Annotated in this window: 14 protein-coding genes; 5 read left to right on the top strand and 9 right to left on the bottom strand. The window is 70.0% G+C overall.

Annotated features, from left to right (window positions below; genetic code table 11):
* Positions 1–20 precede the first annotated feature (20 nt).
* Entirely contained in the window at positions 21–899 is an 879-nt protein-coding gene (locus tag P1Y20_RS06470; RefSeq protein WP_304447845.1) for a sulfurtransferase, read from the top strand.
* 42 nt (positions 900–941) lie between these two features.
* On the opposite strand, the gene P1Y20_RS06465 is transcribed toward P1Y20_RS06470, so the two are convergent.
* Positions 942–2,156 (bottom strand): MFS transporter, encoded by a 1,215-nt coding sequence (locus tag P1Y20_RS06465; protein WP_304447844.1) that lies wholly within the window; start codon positions 2,154–2,156, stop codon positions 942–944.
* Between the two features lie 247 nt (positions 2,157–2,403).
* Between P1Y20_RS06465 and P1Y20_RS06460 the strand changes: the two genes are divergently transcribed.
* Positions 2,404–3,672, top strand: coding sequence for an ABC transporter substrate-binding protein (locus P1Y20_RS06460; RefSeq protein ID WP_304447843.1), 1,269 nt, complete (start codon positions 2,404–2,406; stop codon positions 3,670–3,672).
* Positions 3,673–3,734: 62 nt separating this feature from the next.
* On the opposite strand, the gene P1Y20_RS06455 is transcribed toward P1Y20_RS06460, so the two are convergent.
* Together P1Y20_RS06455 and P1Y20_RS06450 are read right to left on the bottom strand one after the other, a co-directional pair.
* The gene (locus P1Y20_RS06455) at positions 3,735–4,028 is read right to left on the bottom strand and encodes an amphi-Trp domain-containing protein (RefSeq protein ID WP_304447842.1); all 294 of its coding nucleotides are present in this window, start codon (positions 4,026–4,028) and stop codon (positions 3,735–3,737) included.
* Between the two features lie 128 nt (positions 4,029–4,156).
* Complete coding sequence (locus tag P1Y20_RS06450) at positions 4,157–4,459, bottom strand: ArsR/SmtB family transcription factor (RefSeq protein ID WP_304447841.1); 303 nt, start codon at positions 4,457–4,459, stop codon at positions 4,157–4,159.
* A gap of 438 nt (positions 4,460–4,897) precedes the next feature.
* Between P1Y20_RS06450 and P1Y20_RS06445 the strand changes: the two genes are divergently transcribed.
* The 3 genes from P1Y20_RS06445 to P1Y20_RS06435 all read left to right on the top strand — a co-directional run bounded on the left by P1Y20_RS06445 (position 4,898) and on the right by P1Y20_RS06435 (position 9,493).
* On the top strand, positions 4,898–5,929 hold the full coding sequence (locus tag P1Y20_RS06445) for a glycosyltransferase family 2 protein (RefSeq protein WP_304447840.1): 1,032 nt from the start codon (positions 4,898–4,900) through the stop codon (positions 5,927–5,929).
* 34 nt (positions 5,930–5,963) lie between these two features.
* Positions 5,964–7,895, top strand: coding sequence for a hypothetical protein (locus P1Y20_RS06440; protein ID WP_304447839.1), 1,932 nt, complete (start codon positions 5,964–5,966; stop codon positions 7,893–7,895).
* 107 nt (positions 7,896–8,002) lie between these two features.
* Complete coding sequence (locus P1Y20_RS06435) at positions 8,003–9,493, top strand: MATE family efflux transporter (RefSeq protein ID WP_304447838.1); 1,491 nt, start codon at positions 8,003–8,005, stop codon at positions 9,491–9,493.
* 35 nt (positions 9,494–9,528) lie between these two features.
* On the opposite strand, the gene P1Y20_RS06430 is transcribed toward P1Y20_RS06435, so the two are convergent.
* The 6 genes from P1Y20_RS06430 to P1Y20_RS06405 form a co-directional block, all read right to left on the bottom strand.
* Complete coding sequence (locus tag P1Y20_RS06430; protein WP_304447837.1) at positions 9,529–10,311, bottom strand: hypothetical protein; 783 nt, start codon at positions 10,309–10,311, stop codon at positions 9,529–9,531.
* Positions 10,312–10,389: 78 nt separating this feature from the next.
* Positions 10,390–11,091 carry a polysaccharide deacetylase family protein gene (locus P1Y20_RS06425; RefSeq protein WP_304447836.1) on the bottom strand — a complete coding sequence of 234 codons (702 nt, stop codon included), beginning with the start codon at positions 11,089–11,091 and terminating at the stop codon, positions 10,390–10,392.
* Positions 11,084–12,103, bottom strand: coding sequence for a methionyl-tRNA formyltransferase (locus P1Y20_RS06420; RefSeq protein WP_304447835.1), 1,020 nt, complete (start codon positions 12,101–12,103; stop codon positions 11,084–11,086). The genes P1Y20_RS06425 and P1Y20_RS06420 overlap by 8 nt, the downstream gene beginning before the upstream one ends.
* Positions 12,104–12,230: 127 nt before the next feature.
* Positions 12,231–12,944: a class I SAM-dependent methyltransferase gene (locus P1Y20_RS06415; protein ID WP_304447834.1), complete on the bottom strand. Its 714-nt coding sequence runs from the start codon at positions 12,942–12,944 to the stop codon at positions 12,231–12,233.
* Between the two features lie 175 nt (positions 12,945–13,119).
* Positions 13,120–14,112, bottom strand: coding sequence for a DUF1616 domain-containing protein (locus tag P1Y20_RS06410; protein WP_304447833.1), 993 nt, complete (start codon positions 14,110–14,112; stop codon positions 13,120–13,122).
* A 91-nt stretch (positions 14,113–14,203) separates the two neighbouring features.
* Positions 14,204–15,292: a DegT/DnrJ/EryC1/StrS family aminotransferase gene (locus tag P1Y20_RS06405; RefSeq protein WP_304447832.1), complete on the bottom strand. Its 1,089-nt coding sequence runs from the start codon at positions 15,290–15,292 to the stop codon at positions 14,204–14,206.
* Position 15,293: the final 1 nt, after the last annotated feature.

The raw sequence follows: 15,293 nt of genomic DNA, 5'->3' as shown, positions 1-15,293 counted from the left end.
CTCCGCGTGAACCCCCCTCGATGACCGACGACACCGCCGACGCGCTGGTCTCCGTCGGCTGGGTACTCGACCGCCTCGACGAGTTCCAGCGGGACGACCCGTCGCTTCGCCTGCTCGAAGTCGACATCGACCCCGCGACCTACGACCGCGGCCACATCCCGGGGGCGACGCCGGTCGACTGGAAGGCCGACCTGCAGGATTCGACGACGTTCGACGTCCCGACGACGGCCGCCTTCGAGGACCTCCTCGGCGGCCTCGGCGTCACCGCGGACTCGACCGTCGTGGTCTACGGCGACATGCGCAACTGGTTCGCCGCCCACGCCTACTGGCTCCTGACGTACTACGGCCACGCCGACGTTCGACTGCTCGACGGCGGCCGCGACTACTGGCGCGCGCGCGACGCACCGCTCACGACCGACGTCCCGTCGTTCACGCCCCGCTCGTACGACGCCGGACCGCGGAACCCCGCGGTTCGCGTCGACCGCCCCGACGTCGAGGCGGCGATGGACCGGGACGTCTCGCTCGTCGACGTCCGGACCCCCGAGGAGTACCGCGGCGAGATACTCGCTCCACCGGGGTGGAACGAGGGGGTCCAGCGCGGGGGACACATCCCGGGGGCGGTCAACGTCCCGTGGAACCGGGCCGTCGACGCCGACGGGCGGTTCAAGTCCGGGGACGCGCTCCGGGCCGTCTACGCCGAGGCGGGCGTCGACGCGACCGAGGAGGTCATCACGTACTGTCGCATCGGCGAGCGCTCCGCGCTGACGTGGTTCATCCTGCACGAACTGCTCGGCTACGACGACGTGCGCAACTACTACGGGTCGTGGGTGGAGTGGGGCAACACCGTGGGGGCACCCATCGAACGGGGCCAGCGCGCCGACGTCAGGCGCGAGGAGTGACCGGGTCGTCCGGGAACGGCCGCCCGGTGGTCGCGACGCCGCCTACCCGACCCGCTCGAAGAGGAGCCCCCAGACGCTCGTCACCAGCGCGACGCCGCCGAGGAACAGGAACGCGAGGTCGAACCGGCCGACGTCGGCGAGCACCCCGACCGTCGGCGGCCCGACGGCACCGAACGCGATGTAGCACGTCCGGAGGAGGCCGAACCCGCTCCCTTGAATCTCCTCCGGGAGGCTCCCGACGCCGGCGGCGTTCACCGCCGGCATCCCGCCGAGCAGGCTGCTCAACAGGAGGACGGTCGCGACCAGCGCGGGCAGCACGTCCACGACCGTCAGCAGGACGAACGCCGGGACGCTGAGCCCCACGAACACGAAGATGGCGACGGGGTTCCCGCGGCGGTCGGCGACGAGACCGGACAGGAACTGGACGCCGATGGCGGTCGCGAAGAAGACGCTGTACACCGTCGCCGCCACGCCGGGCGCGAGCCCCTTCTCCGCGACGAGGTACGTCGGGAGGAACCCCGTCACGCTCTGGTAGAGGAACATGTTCAGCGAGAGGAGCGCGGTCACGGCGAGGACGCGGGGACGGCGGACCGTCGCGGCGACCTTCCGCATCGTCCGCGAGAACGGTTCGTCGCCCGTCGCGGCGGAGGCTCGCCGAGGGACGAACAGCCAGAGGCCGACCGCACAGACGACGAGCAGCGGGAGGAGGTAGCCGAACCCCCACCGCCAGCCGAGGTAGGCGCTGACGACGCCGGCACCCGCCGAGAGGACGACGTTCCCGACGTTGCCCGACGCCTGGCTCACGCTGATTGCGGTCGTCGCCATCCGGTCGTACACCGCCGAGATGACCGTGAGCCGGGTCGTCCCGTAGAGGCCGGTTCCGAGGCCGAGGAGGACCGTAGCGACGACGAACAGTTCCAGCGTCGTGGCGAGGACGAGGGCGCCGACGGCGCCCGTCGTGAGGACGATACTGCCGGCGAGGACGAGCCGTTCCCCGACGACGTCTGCCAGGGCGCCACCGGGGAACTGTAACAGGGCGTAGGTCGTCCAGAGGACGCCGACGAACAGTCCCGTCGTGGCGTTGTCGACGCCGAACTCCGCGGTGACCTGCGGCAACAGCGCCGGGTAGACGATGCGGACGCCGAGCGAGAGGAACCACCCGAGCGAGACGACGAGCAGTACCCCCGCCGACCCGTCGCGCCTGAGTTCGGCCGTCGCGTCCGCGAGCAGCGACCAGGGGCGATACGGATTCACCATGCGCAGCGGCCACCTGTCGATACCATCTCTGTTCGTCTGTGTCAGGGCGGTGTTGAACGTCTATCTGTTCGGGCGTTTTTTGACGGCGCCTCGGGCCGGCGACGACCCGCTCTCGGCGACCCGCTCTCCGCGGGCCGGGTGCCATCGACACCTCCCACGTGTCCTCCAGCCCGTCCGCACACGGTCGAGCGGTGAGCGCACCCTTCGCCGCCGTGTCATTTATTAGCACACCGGCGAACCCTCGGGTATGCACTGGCGCGCGTATCCGGTCCTGCCGGACGACGCCCGGTACGAGGAGTTCCGCGCCGGGCTCGACGGCGACGCGGCCCGGGTGCTCGCGTACCTCGTGGAACGCCGTGAGAGCGACGAGGTCGACCCGGACGAGGCGACCCGACTCGCGGTTCGCGTCGGGACCGGGCTGGGCCGGGGGACGACCGTCGAGGCGCTCTCGACGCTGGAGTCGGGTGGGCTCGCGACGAGCACGACCGTCGCCAGCGACACGCGCGGTCGGCCGCCGAAGGGGTGGCGGGCGGCGGGCGACCGCGACTCGCTCGCGGCCCGGGTCCGCGACGGCCACGGCCGCCGACTCCTCGAACGCGCCGAGGCGGTGGCGACCCACTTCGGGGCGACGCTCCCGCCCGGGTGGCTCGACGACGCCGAGACGGCCGCGTCGGGGGACGCCGACCCGGCGACCGTCAGAGTGGCGCTGAACTGGGTCCCGAACGGCCTGCACGCACCGCTCATCGCGGCCGCCGACTTCGGCTGCTACGAGGCACACGACGTCGCGGTCACCCTCGACGCGGCCCGCGGGTCGGGCGCCGCGATGGCGGAACTCCGTGCCGGCCGCGCGGACGTGGCCGTCGTCGGGGCGGCGAGCGTCTGTCGGGGTGCCGACGGGTCGCTCGTCCCCCTCGCGCTGCTCCACCAGCGGTCGATGGCGGTCCTCTACACGACGACGGAACGGCTGGGCGAACCGTTCACGAGCGTCGAACAGTTGCGTGGGCGACGGCTCGCGGTCCCCCCGGACTCGGAGGTGGGACGGCTGGCGCGGCTGTTCCTCGCGCAGTCGCGCGTGGCCGACGACGTCGAGACGGTCGAGGTCTCCGGCGAGGAGCAGGCGGCGCTCGGCGCGGGTGACGCGGCCGTCGCCACCGGGATGCCCATCGATGTCCACGAACTGGCGACCGCCGGTCACGACGTCGCCTCGCTGTCGGTGGCGGACCACTTCCCGGTGCCGGGGCCGGCGCTCGTGACGACCACCGAGCGGCTCCGCGACGCCCCCGGGACGATACGCCGGTTCCTGACGGGAACGGTCGAGGGGGCGACGCTCGCGCAACAGCGACCCGAACGGACGGCCCGTCGGGTAGCCGACCGGAGCGGTGACGACGTGGCGAACGAGCGCTGGCGTATCGAACACGCCCGCGAACGGGCGACGGGCGAGCGCGGGTGGGGCTGGCAGACCGTCGACGAGTGGGAACGACTCGCGGTCGCGCTCCGACTGGAGGCCGACGGCTGAGACGCTCCCGGGGACCGACAGCCCGTCGCGTCGGGGGCGTATGGAAACCGACGCGGCCGCGCTCACTCGACGCTGAGTTCGCTCTCCTCCCCGGCCCACTCGAACTCCAGTTCGATCTCCAGCTCGCGCTTTCGCTCGCCGATGAACTCCACCTCGACCTCGATGGGTTCGTCGAACCGGAACGGTATCTCCCAGTCGTCGCCGGAGACGGTGAGTTCGTTTCCGTCTTCGACCTGAGCGGCGAGTTCCCGGAGGAACGTGGCGGTCAGCTCCCGCGAGAGGCGGACCTCCCGCTCGAAGTACCCGTCGGTCACGACGCGCTGCTGGTTCGACCTGTCGTTGGGCAGTTCCGGCATGGCCCGGCGTACGACGTCGACACTAATAACCACTGTCAGTAGATGACACGGATGTCGTTCGCATCCGGGACCGGGTCGACGGGGCGTCCTCGAGGGCGACGCGCGGCGGACGTCGGTGGGCGTGTCCGTCAGTCCGCGGGGGTGTCGTCGCTCGCGGCGTGTTCGATGGCGTCGGTGTGGAGGCAGAACGACCGTTCCGGCGGGGGTGACGCCCGCAGTTCGACCGTCCGCTGGAGCCGGTAGTACTTCCGGCGACTGACGTGGTAGCTCTCGACGATGCCCGACTCCTCCAGTACGTCGAGGTGGTGGACGGCGCTCTTGCCGTCCATCCCGACTCGTTCGGCCAGTTCGGTCACGTACCGCGGCTCCGAGGAGAGTTCTTGGATGATGCGCAACCGCGGCTTGCTCCCGAGCACGTCGAATAGTGACACGGTATCATAGGACATGCTATCGCTATTGAACGTTTCCCTTCCTCACACGGTCTGACGGCCACTCGTACACACGACCACGACAGTCTCTAGTGCGAATACGTCCGCGCACTCGTCAGGCAGTCACTGGACGTCCCGTCGGAAGACGACCGGGTGCTGGCGCCCGCCGAGACGGCCGGTCGAGGCTCCGTCGACATCGGACCGGTCCCGCTCGCCCTCGCGCCGACTCGGCGACTCCTCGACCCGGTCGCGGGTCTCGAACGCACGGACCGCAAACGAGGCTCGCCCCTGTGCCGCGCGTCCCGACCGGGAGTGGCGGTCCCGTTCCCGTCGGCACCGATGACTCGAAACCCTGACCGTTCCCGAGGCGAGTCACTCACCGTTTCACATCAATTGAGATACACTTACCATAGCGGGGAACTCGTTATGCGGTGACACGAGATGTACCGAGAGAACCGTATCGGGGTGGTGATACCGGCGTACAACGAGGAGGGATTCGTGGGCGACGTCATCCGGACGCTCCCGACGTTCGTCGACCGGGTGTACGTCGTCGACGACGGGTCGACCGACGGGACGTGGGAAGAGATACGGGAGTACGCGACGGCCGTCGTCGACGACGGTCGTGGGGAGGCCGTCCAGTCCGACGGGATGGGGTCGCCCAGTTCGTCGACGACCGAGCACGGGACGCACGTCGTCGCCATCCGCCACCACCGTAACCGAGGCGTGGGTGGCGCCATCAAGACCGGCTACCGTTACGCGCTCGCCGACGGTCTCGATATCGCCGCCGTCTTCGGGGCCGACGGGCAGATGGACCCCGACCGACTGCCGTCGCTGCTCGACCCCATCGTCGAGGGACGCGCCGACTACGCCAAGGGGAACCGCTTGGTCTCGCGCGACTACCGGGCCGGGATGTCCCGCTGGCGGTTCTTCGGGAACACCGTTCTGAGCGCCCTCACGAAGTTCGCCAGCGGCTACTGGCACACGACGGACCCGCAGAACGGCTACACGGCCATCTCCCGTCGCGCGCTCGAACGCGCCGACATCGACGGGATGTACGAGTACTACGGCTACTGCAACGACCTGCTGATCCGCCTGAACGTCGCCGAGATGCACGTCGCGGACGTCCCCATCCCGGCCGTCTACGGCGACGAGGTGAGCCACATCCGGTACCCGGCGTACATCTGGAACGTCTCGCGGATGCTCCTCCGGGGCTTCCGCTGGCGACTGGAGACGAAGTACGTCCGGCGCACGTTCGACCCGCTCGTGGCCTACTACGCGGCGGGAGCGCTCGCGCTGGTCGCCGCCGTCGTCTCGTTCGTCGTCGCGCTGGGGGCCTCGCTCGCCGGCCGGTCCGACGGGCGGGCGAGCATCCGGGGGACCGCCCTCCTCGCCGTCGGCGTCCTGGCGACGGCCCTGGGGGCGCGGTCGGACAGGGCCGAGAACGAACACCTCGAACGCCGGATTCGAGAATGACGGGGCGCCACCAGTCCGGGTCGGCCGGTGACCGATGAACGCCGTCGGGGTGCTGGGTCACCGCCGGGCCGGGACGGTACTGAGCCTCCTCTTCGTGGTCCTCGCCGTCGTCGGCGTCACCGTCCCCTACGTGGTGGGCCTGGGCGCGCTCTCACTGCTCGGCGTCTACATCGCGGTCCCGCTCGTCGCCGTCGCCGCCCTCTACTGGTCGCGAGTCGACGCCAGCGCGGTCGAGCGCCTCGACACGACGCGGTTCCGCCTGCTCGTCGGCGCGTACTTCCTCTGTCTGGGCGTCTCGATACTCCTTCTCGGCGTCGCCCCGGTCAGGCCGTTCGCGTACTACGGGGTCGTCGCCGTCGCCTCGACGCTGGTCTTCGCCCAGATACCGTCGGCCGAGAGCGCCGAGCGAACGGTCGCGGTCCTGCTCCAGACGGTACTCCTCACGCTGAGCCTCGTCTGGGGAGTCGCGTTCAAGTACAACTACTACTTCGCCCGGACGGACGTCTTCCCCCACGCCTGGTACACCGAGGTGCTGTTGGCCTCCGGGGAGGTCACGACCACGTTCGACGACTACCGGGCTTTCCCGCTCTGGCACCTCCTCGGCGCCAGCGAGGACCTCCTCTCGGGCGTCGGCTGGGCCCCCCGCTACTACCTCTTTCTGACCTCCGGTCTCGTGTTCGGCGCCGTCGCCGTCGGCGTCTACCTGCTCGCGATGCGCCTGTTCGACTCGCGGCGCATCGCGCTGACCGCCGCGTGGCTGACGCCGCTCAACACGTTCGTCCTCCAGTACGCGACGGAGGCCATCCCACGCAGCGTCACGTCGTTTCTCGGTATCGGGCTGTTCCTCGCGATGCTCTCTCGGGGACGGGCGTTCCGCGCGCTGTTCGGTCTGTTCGCGCTCGGCATCGTCGTCTACCACCCGGTCACCGTGCCGTTCCTGTTCGTCATCGTCGGCGTGTTCTACGGGGCCCAGCGCCTCGTTCCCGGGACGGCCGATGCGTCCCTCGTCAGGCTCTCCGACGTCGGGATACTCCTCGCCGTCCAGGTCGTCTACTGGGTCGGGTGGGCACCCTACATCGTCGAACACGTCGTCGAGAACGTCCGGAGCACGGGCGCCTCCGGCGGGACGACCGGTGTCACGAACTCGGGGATACTCGCCTCCCCCCTCGGCGAGGTGGCGAACTACGTCCAGTTCTCGTTTCTCGTCCTGTTCGTCGGCTACGCCCTCGTCGTCTGCGTCTCGAAACGGGACGTCCCACCCGCCGGCGTCGTCACCGTCGTGGCGGCGGCCCTACTGAGCACCCTCTCCTTCCCCGGGCCGCTCTTGTTCCTCCAGAGCGTCTCGGAGAACTTCAACGTCTTCCGGTTCGGCCAGTACACCTACCCGCTGATATCAGTCGCGGCCGGCGCGGGCCTCGTCTGGCTCACCCGGAGCCGGTTCCGCTGGCCGTCGTCACGTCACGTGATGCGGGGGTTCGTCCTGCTGCTCGTCCTCTCGATGAGTTTCACGGCCGTCTCGAACGACTTCGTCGCCTCCGACAACCCGGTCGTCGAACGCCAGTTCTACACCTTCTATCTCTCGGAGTCGGAACAGGACGGCCTCGAGACGCTCGTCGACGTCACGCCCGGACTGGTGATGGCCGACTACATCTCCTGTCGGTACCTCACCTACTCGCCACACACGGAGACCTGCCACATCCTGGAGGTGGACCCCGAGGCAGGCCGGGTGTTCTTCGGCGGCGAGTCGAACCTCGTCGTCGTCCGCGACGGCGAACTCCGGGACCGCGGGGCCATCCAGTTGTTCCCGACGACCGAATTCGTCGAGACGCCCTCCTACGACGCCTACCTCACGTACGTCGACCGGGAGTCGCCGGTGTGGGAGGACCTCGCCGACCGGAACAAGGTGTACGCGACCGACGACGTGGAGGCGTACGCGGCGAGCGGACGCGCCGAGAACCGGGAGTGAACCCTGTCGTCCCCTTCCCGGCGGACGAAGCGCTCGGTCGAGCGCGCGGGCACGAGACGAGTCGCGAGCGCCGGTACCCGCCGACCGGGTGCGGGGAGACGTGACCGATGGCCACCTCGCTGGCTCGCGGCTTCGTCTCCATCCTCGGCGCCCGGGTCGCGACCATCGGCCTCCACATCGCCATCACGCCCCTGCTCGTCCGGTACCTGGGCGCCGAGTACGGCGACTACGCGTTCCTGCTCTCGCTGTCGGCGGTGACGCTCGTGTTCGTCGACAGCCTGTTCGACGGCGTCCGGAAGTTCGTCTCGGAGGACCGCGAGGCCGTCGAGTGGGAGGCGACGGTCTTCGGCTTCTACGTCCGCGTCACCGTGCTCGCCAGCGTCGCCGTCGTCCTCGCCGTCGTCCTCGCCGTCGAGAGCGGACTGGTCGTCTCGGTGCTCTCCGCGCGGTTCGTCCCCTACCTCTACCTGCTCGGGGGCATCGTCGTCGTCCAGCAGTTCTTCACCGTCGGTCGGAGCACGCTGATGGGCCTCGGCTACGAACACCTCTCTGAACCCCTCACGAGCGTCGAGAAGTTCCTGTTCGGCGTCCTCGCGGTCGTCTTCCTGGAGTGGGGGTGGGGGGTGGTCGGCGTCCTGTTGAGTCAGACCATCACCTACTCCCTCGTGCTGGTCGCCGCCCTGTGGTTCATCTCGCGGGAACTCCCGCTCCGGAGCGCGCTCACCCTCGCGCCGACCTCCTTCCCCCGTCGGGAGGTCCTCTCGTTCAACACGGTGACCGCCGTCTATCTACTGCTCGCCAACACGCTCATCCACGTCGACGTCCTCCTGTTGCGCCCGACCGTCGGCAGCCTGGAGACCGGTTACTACAAGGCGGCGCTGCTCGTCGCCGAATTCCTCTGGATCGTTCCCATCGCGATGGAGAACCTCCTCGTCCACTCCTCCTCGGGGATGTCCTCCCGCGGGGAACACCGCCGCATCGAGCGCCTGACGGCGCGGATGACGCGGTACGTCACGCTCCTCACGAGCCTCATGATACTCGTCGTCGGCGCGTCCGCGCACGTGCTCGTCCCCCTCTACTTCGGCGCCGCGTACGCGCCGGCGGTCGGCCCAGCGCTGTTGCTCCTCCCCGGCGCGCTCGGGTTCGCCATCGCCCGGCCGCTCATCGGCGTCGTCCAGGGAACCGGCCACCTGCGCGTGCTCGTCGGCGCGACGGCGGTGGCGGCGGTGCTGAACCTCGCGCTCAACCTCGCGCTCATCCCCCGCTACGGGATGTACGGCGCAGCCGTGGCGACGAGCGTCAGTTACGGGTCGATGCTCGGTCTGCACGTCTGGAGCAGTCGAAAGTCCGGCGTCGACCCGGCGGCCGACTTCCGGTTCCCGCGCGTCGCGACGACGGTGTTCGCGACGGCGCTCGCCGTCTTCGGCGTGGTGACGGCGGGCCCGCCGACCCTCCCGACAGTCCTCACCGCGGGGCTCGTCGGGACGGTGGTCCACGCCATCGTCGCCGTCAAGACGCGGGCGGTCGACGGCGAGGACATCGCCCTCTTCCTGTCCCTCCTTCCGCCCCCGGTCCGGGAGGTCATCTCCTCGCGCTGACCGTGAGCGCGAGGACGGAGCCGTTCGTCCCGCCCTCACAGCGTGCCGTCCGGCGTGAAGTAGTGGACGGTCCCGCCGCTGTCGCGGTACAGCCAGCGGTCGTCCGTCGCGTCCCACGCCCACTCCTGGGAGCGCAGGTCGCCCGGTGACGGGTCGGTTATCTCGCGCAACCCGAGGACGGGGGTCCCGGAGACATCGATACCCCCGCCGTCGGGGGCGAAGGCGACGGTCACGTCGTCGGCGACGTGGTCCCAGAGGTGTAACACGCCGTCGTCGCCCGTGTCGGCCTCGAGCGACCACTGGCGGGTGTCCGTCGAGTCGAAGAAACTGAGCTGCGTGTAGGCGTCCTCGTTGCCCGCGTGGAGCTGGAGCGAGATGCTCCCGTCGCGGCCGGGGGTGCTCTGGCCGGTCAACTGGAACGACTCGAAGTTCTTCCAGGCGACGAAGGCGTCGGCCGTCCCGAACTGGACGTCGAGCGCCTTCTTCGGCTGGGTGTTGCCGCTGCCCTTCGCGTCGGCCTTCACGTACATCGAGAGCTCCTGGTCCGGTTCGTCCGTGACGAGTTGCACCATCCGTTCACCTAATTTGTTGTACCAGAAGATGCCCGCGTACGTCGACTCCGCCGCGGTCTGGATGGCGATGCCCGGGTCCGGCGAGCGCACGTTCAACGCGCCGTAGTAGTTCGGCGTGATGCCGGAGAGCGGCGCGCCCACCCGGAGTCGGTTGAAGCCCGTCATCGGGACGTCGTCGCTCGCGAGCGTCAACCACGCCAGCGCCGGGACCGAGCCGAGCGTCGACAGGAGCGTCCGCCGTTTCATGGCCCTGAAACGACACGTCACGGCATAGCGGTTGTGTCCTCTCGCTCGCGAGAGTGTCCGTGCGTCGTACTCGCGGACTCACTCGCCGAGCGGCGCCATGAAGCGCGCGACCCCGTCGTGGGTCCGCTCCTCGACGGTCCGCAGGACCTCCGCGAGCGGGCGGTCGTCCTCGTGCCAGAGGCCGGGGTGGACGAGTATCTGGACGCGCTCGGGGACGCCGTCGGGGAACGGCGGACCGGCGCGCCACTTCTGGTTCGAGTCGGAGACGTAGGTCGGCTCCTCGAAGTACCGGGGGGCGTAGGCGTTGACGAACGAGTCGAACGCGCGGTTCAGCACCCACTCGGGAGGGACGTGGAACGACACGGTTTCGACGGACGTCCCGACGACGCGTTCGAGGCTCTCGGTCTCGGCGCGAACCCGCTCGACGAGTTCCGCCTCGGCTGGTCGGTCGTCCCAGTAGTGGTGCGTGTCGAAGTGCAATCCGACGTCGCAGCCGAGGGCGGCTATCTCCTCGACGGCGGCGCGCGTCTCCGGGTGCACGAGGTTGTAGACCGGCGCCGTCACGAGGAAGAAGTACGTCGAGGTGACGCCGAGGTCGGCCTCCAGGCGGGCCATCGCGAGGGCGCGCTCGACCGAGAGGTCCACGTCGTGGCGCATGACGACGGTGCGTTCGGCCGCGTTCGCGTAGTCGGTGAACCGGTAGCCGTCGTCGAGGAGCGACGTGACGAGGTCCGCGTACGCCTCCATCGTGAACGCCAGGCCGTCGGTCGCGTCACTCACGGTCGCCCCCCGTCCCCGTCAGGTTGTGTCTGTGTTCCGGCCGGTCGACCCGCCGGTGGTCGCCGGGCGAGTCGAACGTCGCCCCCTCCTCGGGGACCCACCCGTCGGCCTCCCAGTCGGTGACGAGGAGGCTGCCGTCGACGGTGGACACGACGAAGTCGCCGGTCGCCTCGAACGTCTGGACGATTCGCCCCGGCGGGTCGTCGACGGCGAAGAGCGACGAGAACGGCTGGGCGCGCCAGACGTCGACCCGCCGGCCGTCCTGTTCGGTGAACGCGCCCGGGTAGGGCCGCCCCACCGCACGGACGAGGTTGTGGACGTCGCGAGTGGTGTCTCCCCAGTGGATAGCGCCGTCGTCGGGGGTGCGCTTGGGGTAGTACGTCGCCTCTCCCGTCTGCTCCTCGTACTCGGCCTCGCCGCGGAGGACGGGACCGAGCGCGTCGAGGTACAGTTCCCGGAGGGACATGGCGACCTTGTAGTAGAGCGTCCTGATGGTGTCGTGGTCGATGACGTCGAAGGTCCGGCTGGCGACGACGGCGCCCGAGTCGGGGCCGTCGTCGAGGCGGAACACCGAGAGGACGAACCGGTCGAGCCCCTCGACGAGCGACCAGTTCAGCGGCGAGCGTCCCCGCCCTCTCGGGAGGCCGAAGGCGCTCCCGTGCGCCCCGAGCGCTCCGTGCTCGGCCGACGCCAGGACCTCGGCGGGGAGGAGCCGCTGCCACCCCGGCACGAGCACGAGGTCCGGGGCGAGCTCGCCGAAGTGCGTCCGGTCGGCCGCCGTGTCCATCCCGAACGCTTCGGGGTAGTACACCGGGATGTCGTGGGCGGCCGCGACCGGCGTCGGGTCCTCGTAACTGGAGACGTCGAAGCGCTCGGCGCGTTCGGGGTCGAGCGTCACCACCTCCGCTATCGGTACGTCGCGTTCGAGGAGCGACCGCAGCACCGTCGCGGTCGTCTCCGTGTTTCCGACGTAGACGACGTCGCTGTCGGGAGGAATCGCTCGTGACTGCATCGGCAACCGGGTTGCGCGAGCGTGGGGTTAGTAATGTGTCACTTTATCGCGCGCCGGGGCGGCTACCCTGTCCGCTGGCGGGGCGGCCGCCGGGCGTCGGACGCGACGGCGCCGAGAGGCGGGTCCGTTAGCTGCGCGGCGCGTCGAGACGCATCGTCTCCATGTACCGGGCGTACTCGAAGGACGGTTCGGCGGCGCGCTCCTCCGCGGCGACCACCGCAAAGGGGTCGAACAGCGCCTCGTAGTCCCCCCTCGACCGCACCCAGACGCCCGACGCCGAGTCGCCGGAGGTCCGCTCGCAGAGCAACAGCGTCCCGTCGTCTCGGAGGACACGGCGTATCTCGCGTGCTGCTCGCTCTATCGTCCCCGGCGGGATGTGGCCGAGGACGGCCCAGGCCACTACGAGGTCGAAGTGGTCGTCGGGGTAGGGGATGTCGTCGGCGAGCGCCACCTCGAAGTCGACCTCCGGGTAGGCCCGCCGGGCCGCGGCGAGTGCCTCTGCGTTCGGTTCGATGGCGGCCGCCTCGTCCGCGTGACTGGCGACCCAACCGACGAGGCGGCCGTACCCGCAGCCGATTTCGAGCGCACGGTCGTACTCGCGGCCGTCGAGCAGTCGCTCTATCTGCGTCGCCTCGTGGTAGACGCGAGCGCTGAACTCGGGACGGGAGGGTGACCCACCGGTGAGCGAGTCCTCCCGGAACGTGATGTAGCCGTCCTCGCGCACCCACCCCGGGCCCCACCGTGACCCCGGGAAGAGCCGTCCGAGGAGGTACCCCGGCACCTTCCCCGGCTCTCGATACCCCTTCCTCACTAACGTTTGCAGTCTGTCGGTGTCGTCCATCCGTACCTGCCTCGTTCCCGTCGACGGGTCCCCGCCGGCAGCGACAGGCCGCTATCCGCGACACGAAGAAAGTAATACGTCGCCCTCGGACCGTTAACGACGACAAACCACGTTTCACCGCCACACGACACGAAATACAGGTCGGCGGCACGTGCCGAAATCTCGGCTTTCACGCTCACGGCGCCCGGGTCGCGTCCACCCAGACGTGGAGTCGCTCGTCGGCCTCCGAAGCCGGCGCGTCCGCCGACCGCTCGTTCTCGTAGAAGAGGAACGCCACCCGGAGCCCCTCGCCCGAGGCACACGGGTCGAGTTCCTGTGAGATAACCCGTTGGTCGGCGGCGGGCACCGTCACTCCCGTCACGTCCATCGAACACTCGTCGACGACCCTCGTCGAGTCGCCGTCCGTCCGGACCTCCTGGAGTCGCGTGAGGACGGTGTACGTCCGCGGTTCCTCGCCGTGGTTCTCGACGGCGACGAGGAGGCGCTCGCCGTCCGCGGGCGTTATCTCGCTCGGATAGCCCTCGGCGACGAGTTCCCCGCCCGCCCCTCGCGTCCCGAGGTAGTACTCGCTGTGCCCGCCACCGTCGGGGGCGAACTGGAGCATGGCGGGGACGCTGGCGGCCGCGAGGACGACACAGACGCCCATGAACACGGTGGCCGCCGTCTCGGCGCGGGTTCCGGGCGCGAGCGACGACTCCTCCCGGTTTCGCCACCGGCCGACGAGCGGGAGGCGACGCGGGGCGCGTCGGTCCCGGTTTCGCCACGCCGCGACGCCCGCCGTACAGACGACGAGTACCAGCAGGCCCGCGTTGAGGACGTCCCGGTCGAGGCCGCCGGTCGCGTAGACGAGGACGTTGACGAACAGGGGGGCGACGACGAGACTCGCCGTGAACGAGTAGAACAGCCGGTGACCAAGCGGGAGGTCCGACGACGGGCCGTCGTCGGCCAACCCGTCCCGCCAGGGGAAGAGCGCGGCGACCACCATGTACCCCGGGACGAACAGCAACAGCGGCAGGACCGCCGCGAGGAGGACCGGTGATCCCGCCCCGCCGAACACGCTCACGGCGCCGAAACAGACCAGCGCGTACCCGACGCCACCCGCGATGTCGAGGGGAACGCCGACCGTCGCCCGTCGTACGTACTCGACCAGACTGTTCCCCGCGGACATGAGGGCGGATAACCGACGAACCGTCCTAAGTATTGTCGAGTTATACGATATTATCAGATTAAGTACACCATCTCGGAACCGTGAAAGTCCGTCACCCGGCGTCGACGAACGCGCGGACGGTCGCCGCGATTCTCGTCGCCGTGTCCGTCGAGACGCCCGGGTGGACGGGGAGCGAGAGGACCGTCTCCGCGGCTCGGTCGGCGTGGGGGACCGACGCCGCCACGTGCCGATAGGGCCGCTGGTGGTGGATCGGGATGGGGTAGTAGACCCGCGCGTCGATGTCCCGGTCGTCGAGGAACCGGGCGAGGGCGTCGCGGTCGTCGCAGCGGACGGTGTACTGGTGAAAGACGTGGCCCCGCCCCGCCGGAACCGTGGGGGTGTCGAGGGGTCCGCCCGCCAGCGCCTCCGTGAGGACGGCGGCGTTGCGTCGTCGGGCCTCGGTGTAGCCGGGGAGCCGTTCGAGCTGGACGCGGCCGATGGCGGCGGCGATGCTCGTCATCCGGAAGTTGTGCCCGACCGTCGCGTGCTCGTAGCCGCTCGTTCGGCCGTGGTCGACGAACGCGGCGGCCCGTTCGGCGACGTCGTCGCGGTCGGTCGTTATCATCCCGCCCTCACCGGTGGTCATGTTCTTCGTCGGGTAGAACGAGAAGCACCCCACGTCGCCGAGCGCGCCGACCGGGTCGCCGTCGACCGTCGCGCCGTGGGCCTGTGCGGCGTCCTCGACCAGCGCGAAGTCGTACCGTTCCGCGAGTTCCAGGAGTCGGGGCATCTCCGCCGGCAACCCGTAGAGGTGGACCGCGACGACCGCCGTCACCTCCTCGCCGGCCCGGAGGCACGCCTCCAGCGCCTCCGGGTCGATGGTGTACGTCTCCGGGTCGATGTCGACGAACCCGACGCGGGCCCCGACGAGCCGCGCCGCGTTGGCCGTCGCGACGAAACTGAACGGAGTCGTGAGCACGCGGCTCCCCTCGCCGACGTCGAGCGCCCTGAGCGCCGCGTGGAGCGCCGTCGTCCCGTTGGACGTCGCGACGCCGTGGGCGGCGTCACAGAACGCCGCGAACTCCCGCTCGAACGCCCGCACAGCCGGTCCGTCGGCGAGCATCCCGCTCTCGAGGACGGCGGCGACGCGCTCGCGTTCCTCGCGGCCGATTTGCGGCTCCGCGATGGGTACTCGCCCCATG

The organism is Halomarina ordinaria (assembly GCF_030553305.1).
GTDB classification, from domain to species: domain Archaea; phylum Halobacteriota; class Halobacteria; order Halobacteriales; family Haloarculaceae; genus Halomarina; species Halomarina ordinaria.
The sequence above is the reverse complement of the archived record's forward strand: the minus strand, read 5'-3'. Positions and strand labels throughout refer to the sequence as shown.

Coding starts and splice junctions, on each gene's coding strand:
- P1Y20_RS06470 (WP_304447845.1), top strand. CDS start 21: ATGACCGACGACACCGCCGACGCGCTGGTCTCCGTCGGCTGGGTACTC.
- P1Y20_RS06440 (WP_304447839.1), top strand. CDS start 5,964: ATGAACGCCGTCGGGGTGCTGGGTCACCGCCGGGCCGGGACGGTACTG.
- P1Y20_RS06430 (WP_304447837.1), bottom strand. CDS start 10,311: ATGAAACGGCGGACGCTCCTGTCGACGCTCGGCTCGGTCCCGGCGCTG.
- P1Y20_RS06445 (WP_304447840.1), top strand. CDS start 4,898: ATGTACCGAGAGAACCGTATCGGGGTGGTGATACCGGCGTACAACGAG.
- P1Y20_RS06410 (WP_304447833.1), bottom strand. CDS start 14,112: ATGTCCGCGGGGAACAGTCTGGTCGAGTACGTACGACGGGCGACGGTC.
- P1Y20_RS06405 (WP_304447832.1), bottom strand. CDS start 15,292: ATGGGGCGAGTACCCATCGCGGAGCCGCAAATCGGCCGCGAGGAACGC.
- P1Y20_RS06465 (WP_304447844.1), bottom strand. CDS start 2,156: ATGGTGAATCCGTATCGCCCCTGGTCGCTGCTCGCGGACGCGACGGCC.
- P1Y20_RS06420 (WP_304447835.1), bottom strand. CDS start 12,103: ATGCAGTCACGAGCGATTCCTCCCGACAGCGACGTCGTCTACGTCGGA.
- P1Y20_RS06415 (WP_304447834.1), bottom strand. CDS start 12,944: ATGGACGACACCGACAGACTGCAAACGTTAGTGAGGAAGGGGTATCGA.
- P1Y20_RS06455 (WP_304447842.1), bottom strand. CDS start 4,028: ATGCCGGAACTGCCCAACGACAGGTCGAACCAGCAGCGCGTCGTGACC.
- P1Y20_RS06435 (WP_304447838.1), top strand. CDS start 8,003: ATGGCCACCTCGCTGGCTCGCGGCTTCGTCTCCATCCTCGGCGCCCGG.
- P1Y20_RS06460 (WP_304447843.1), top strand. CDS start 2,404: ATGCACTGGCGCGCGTATCCGGTCCTGCCGGACGACGCCCGGTACGAG.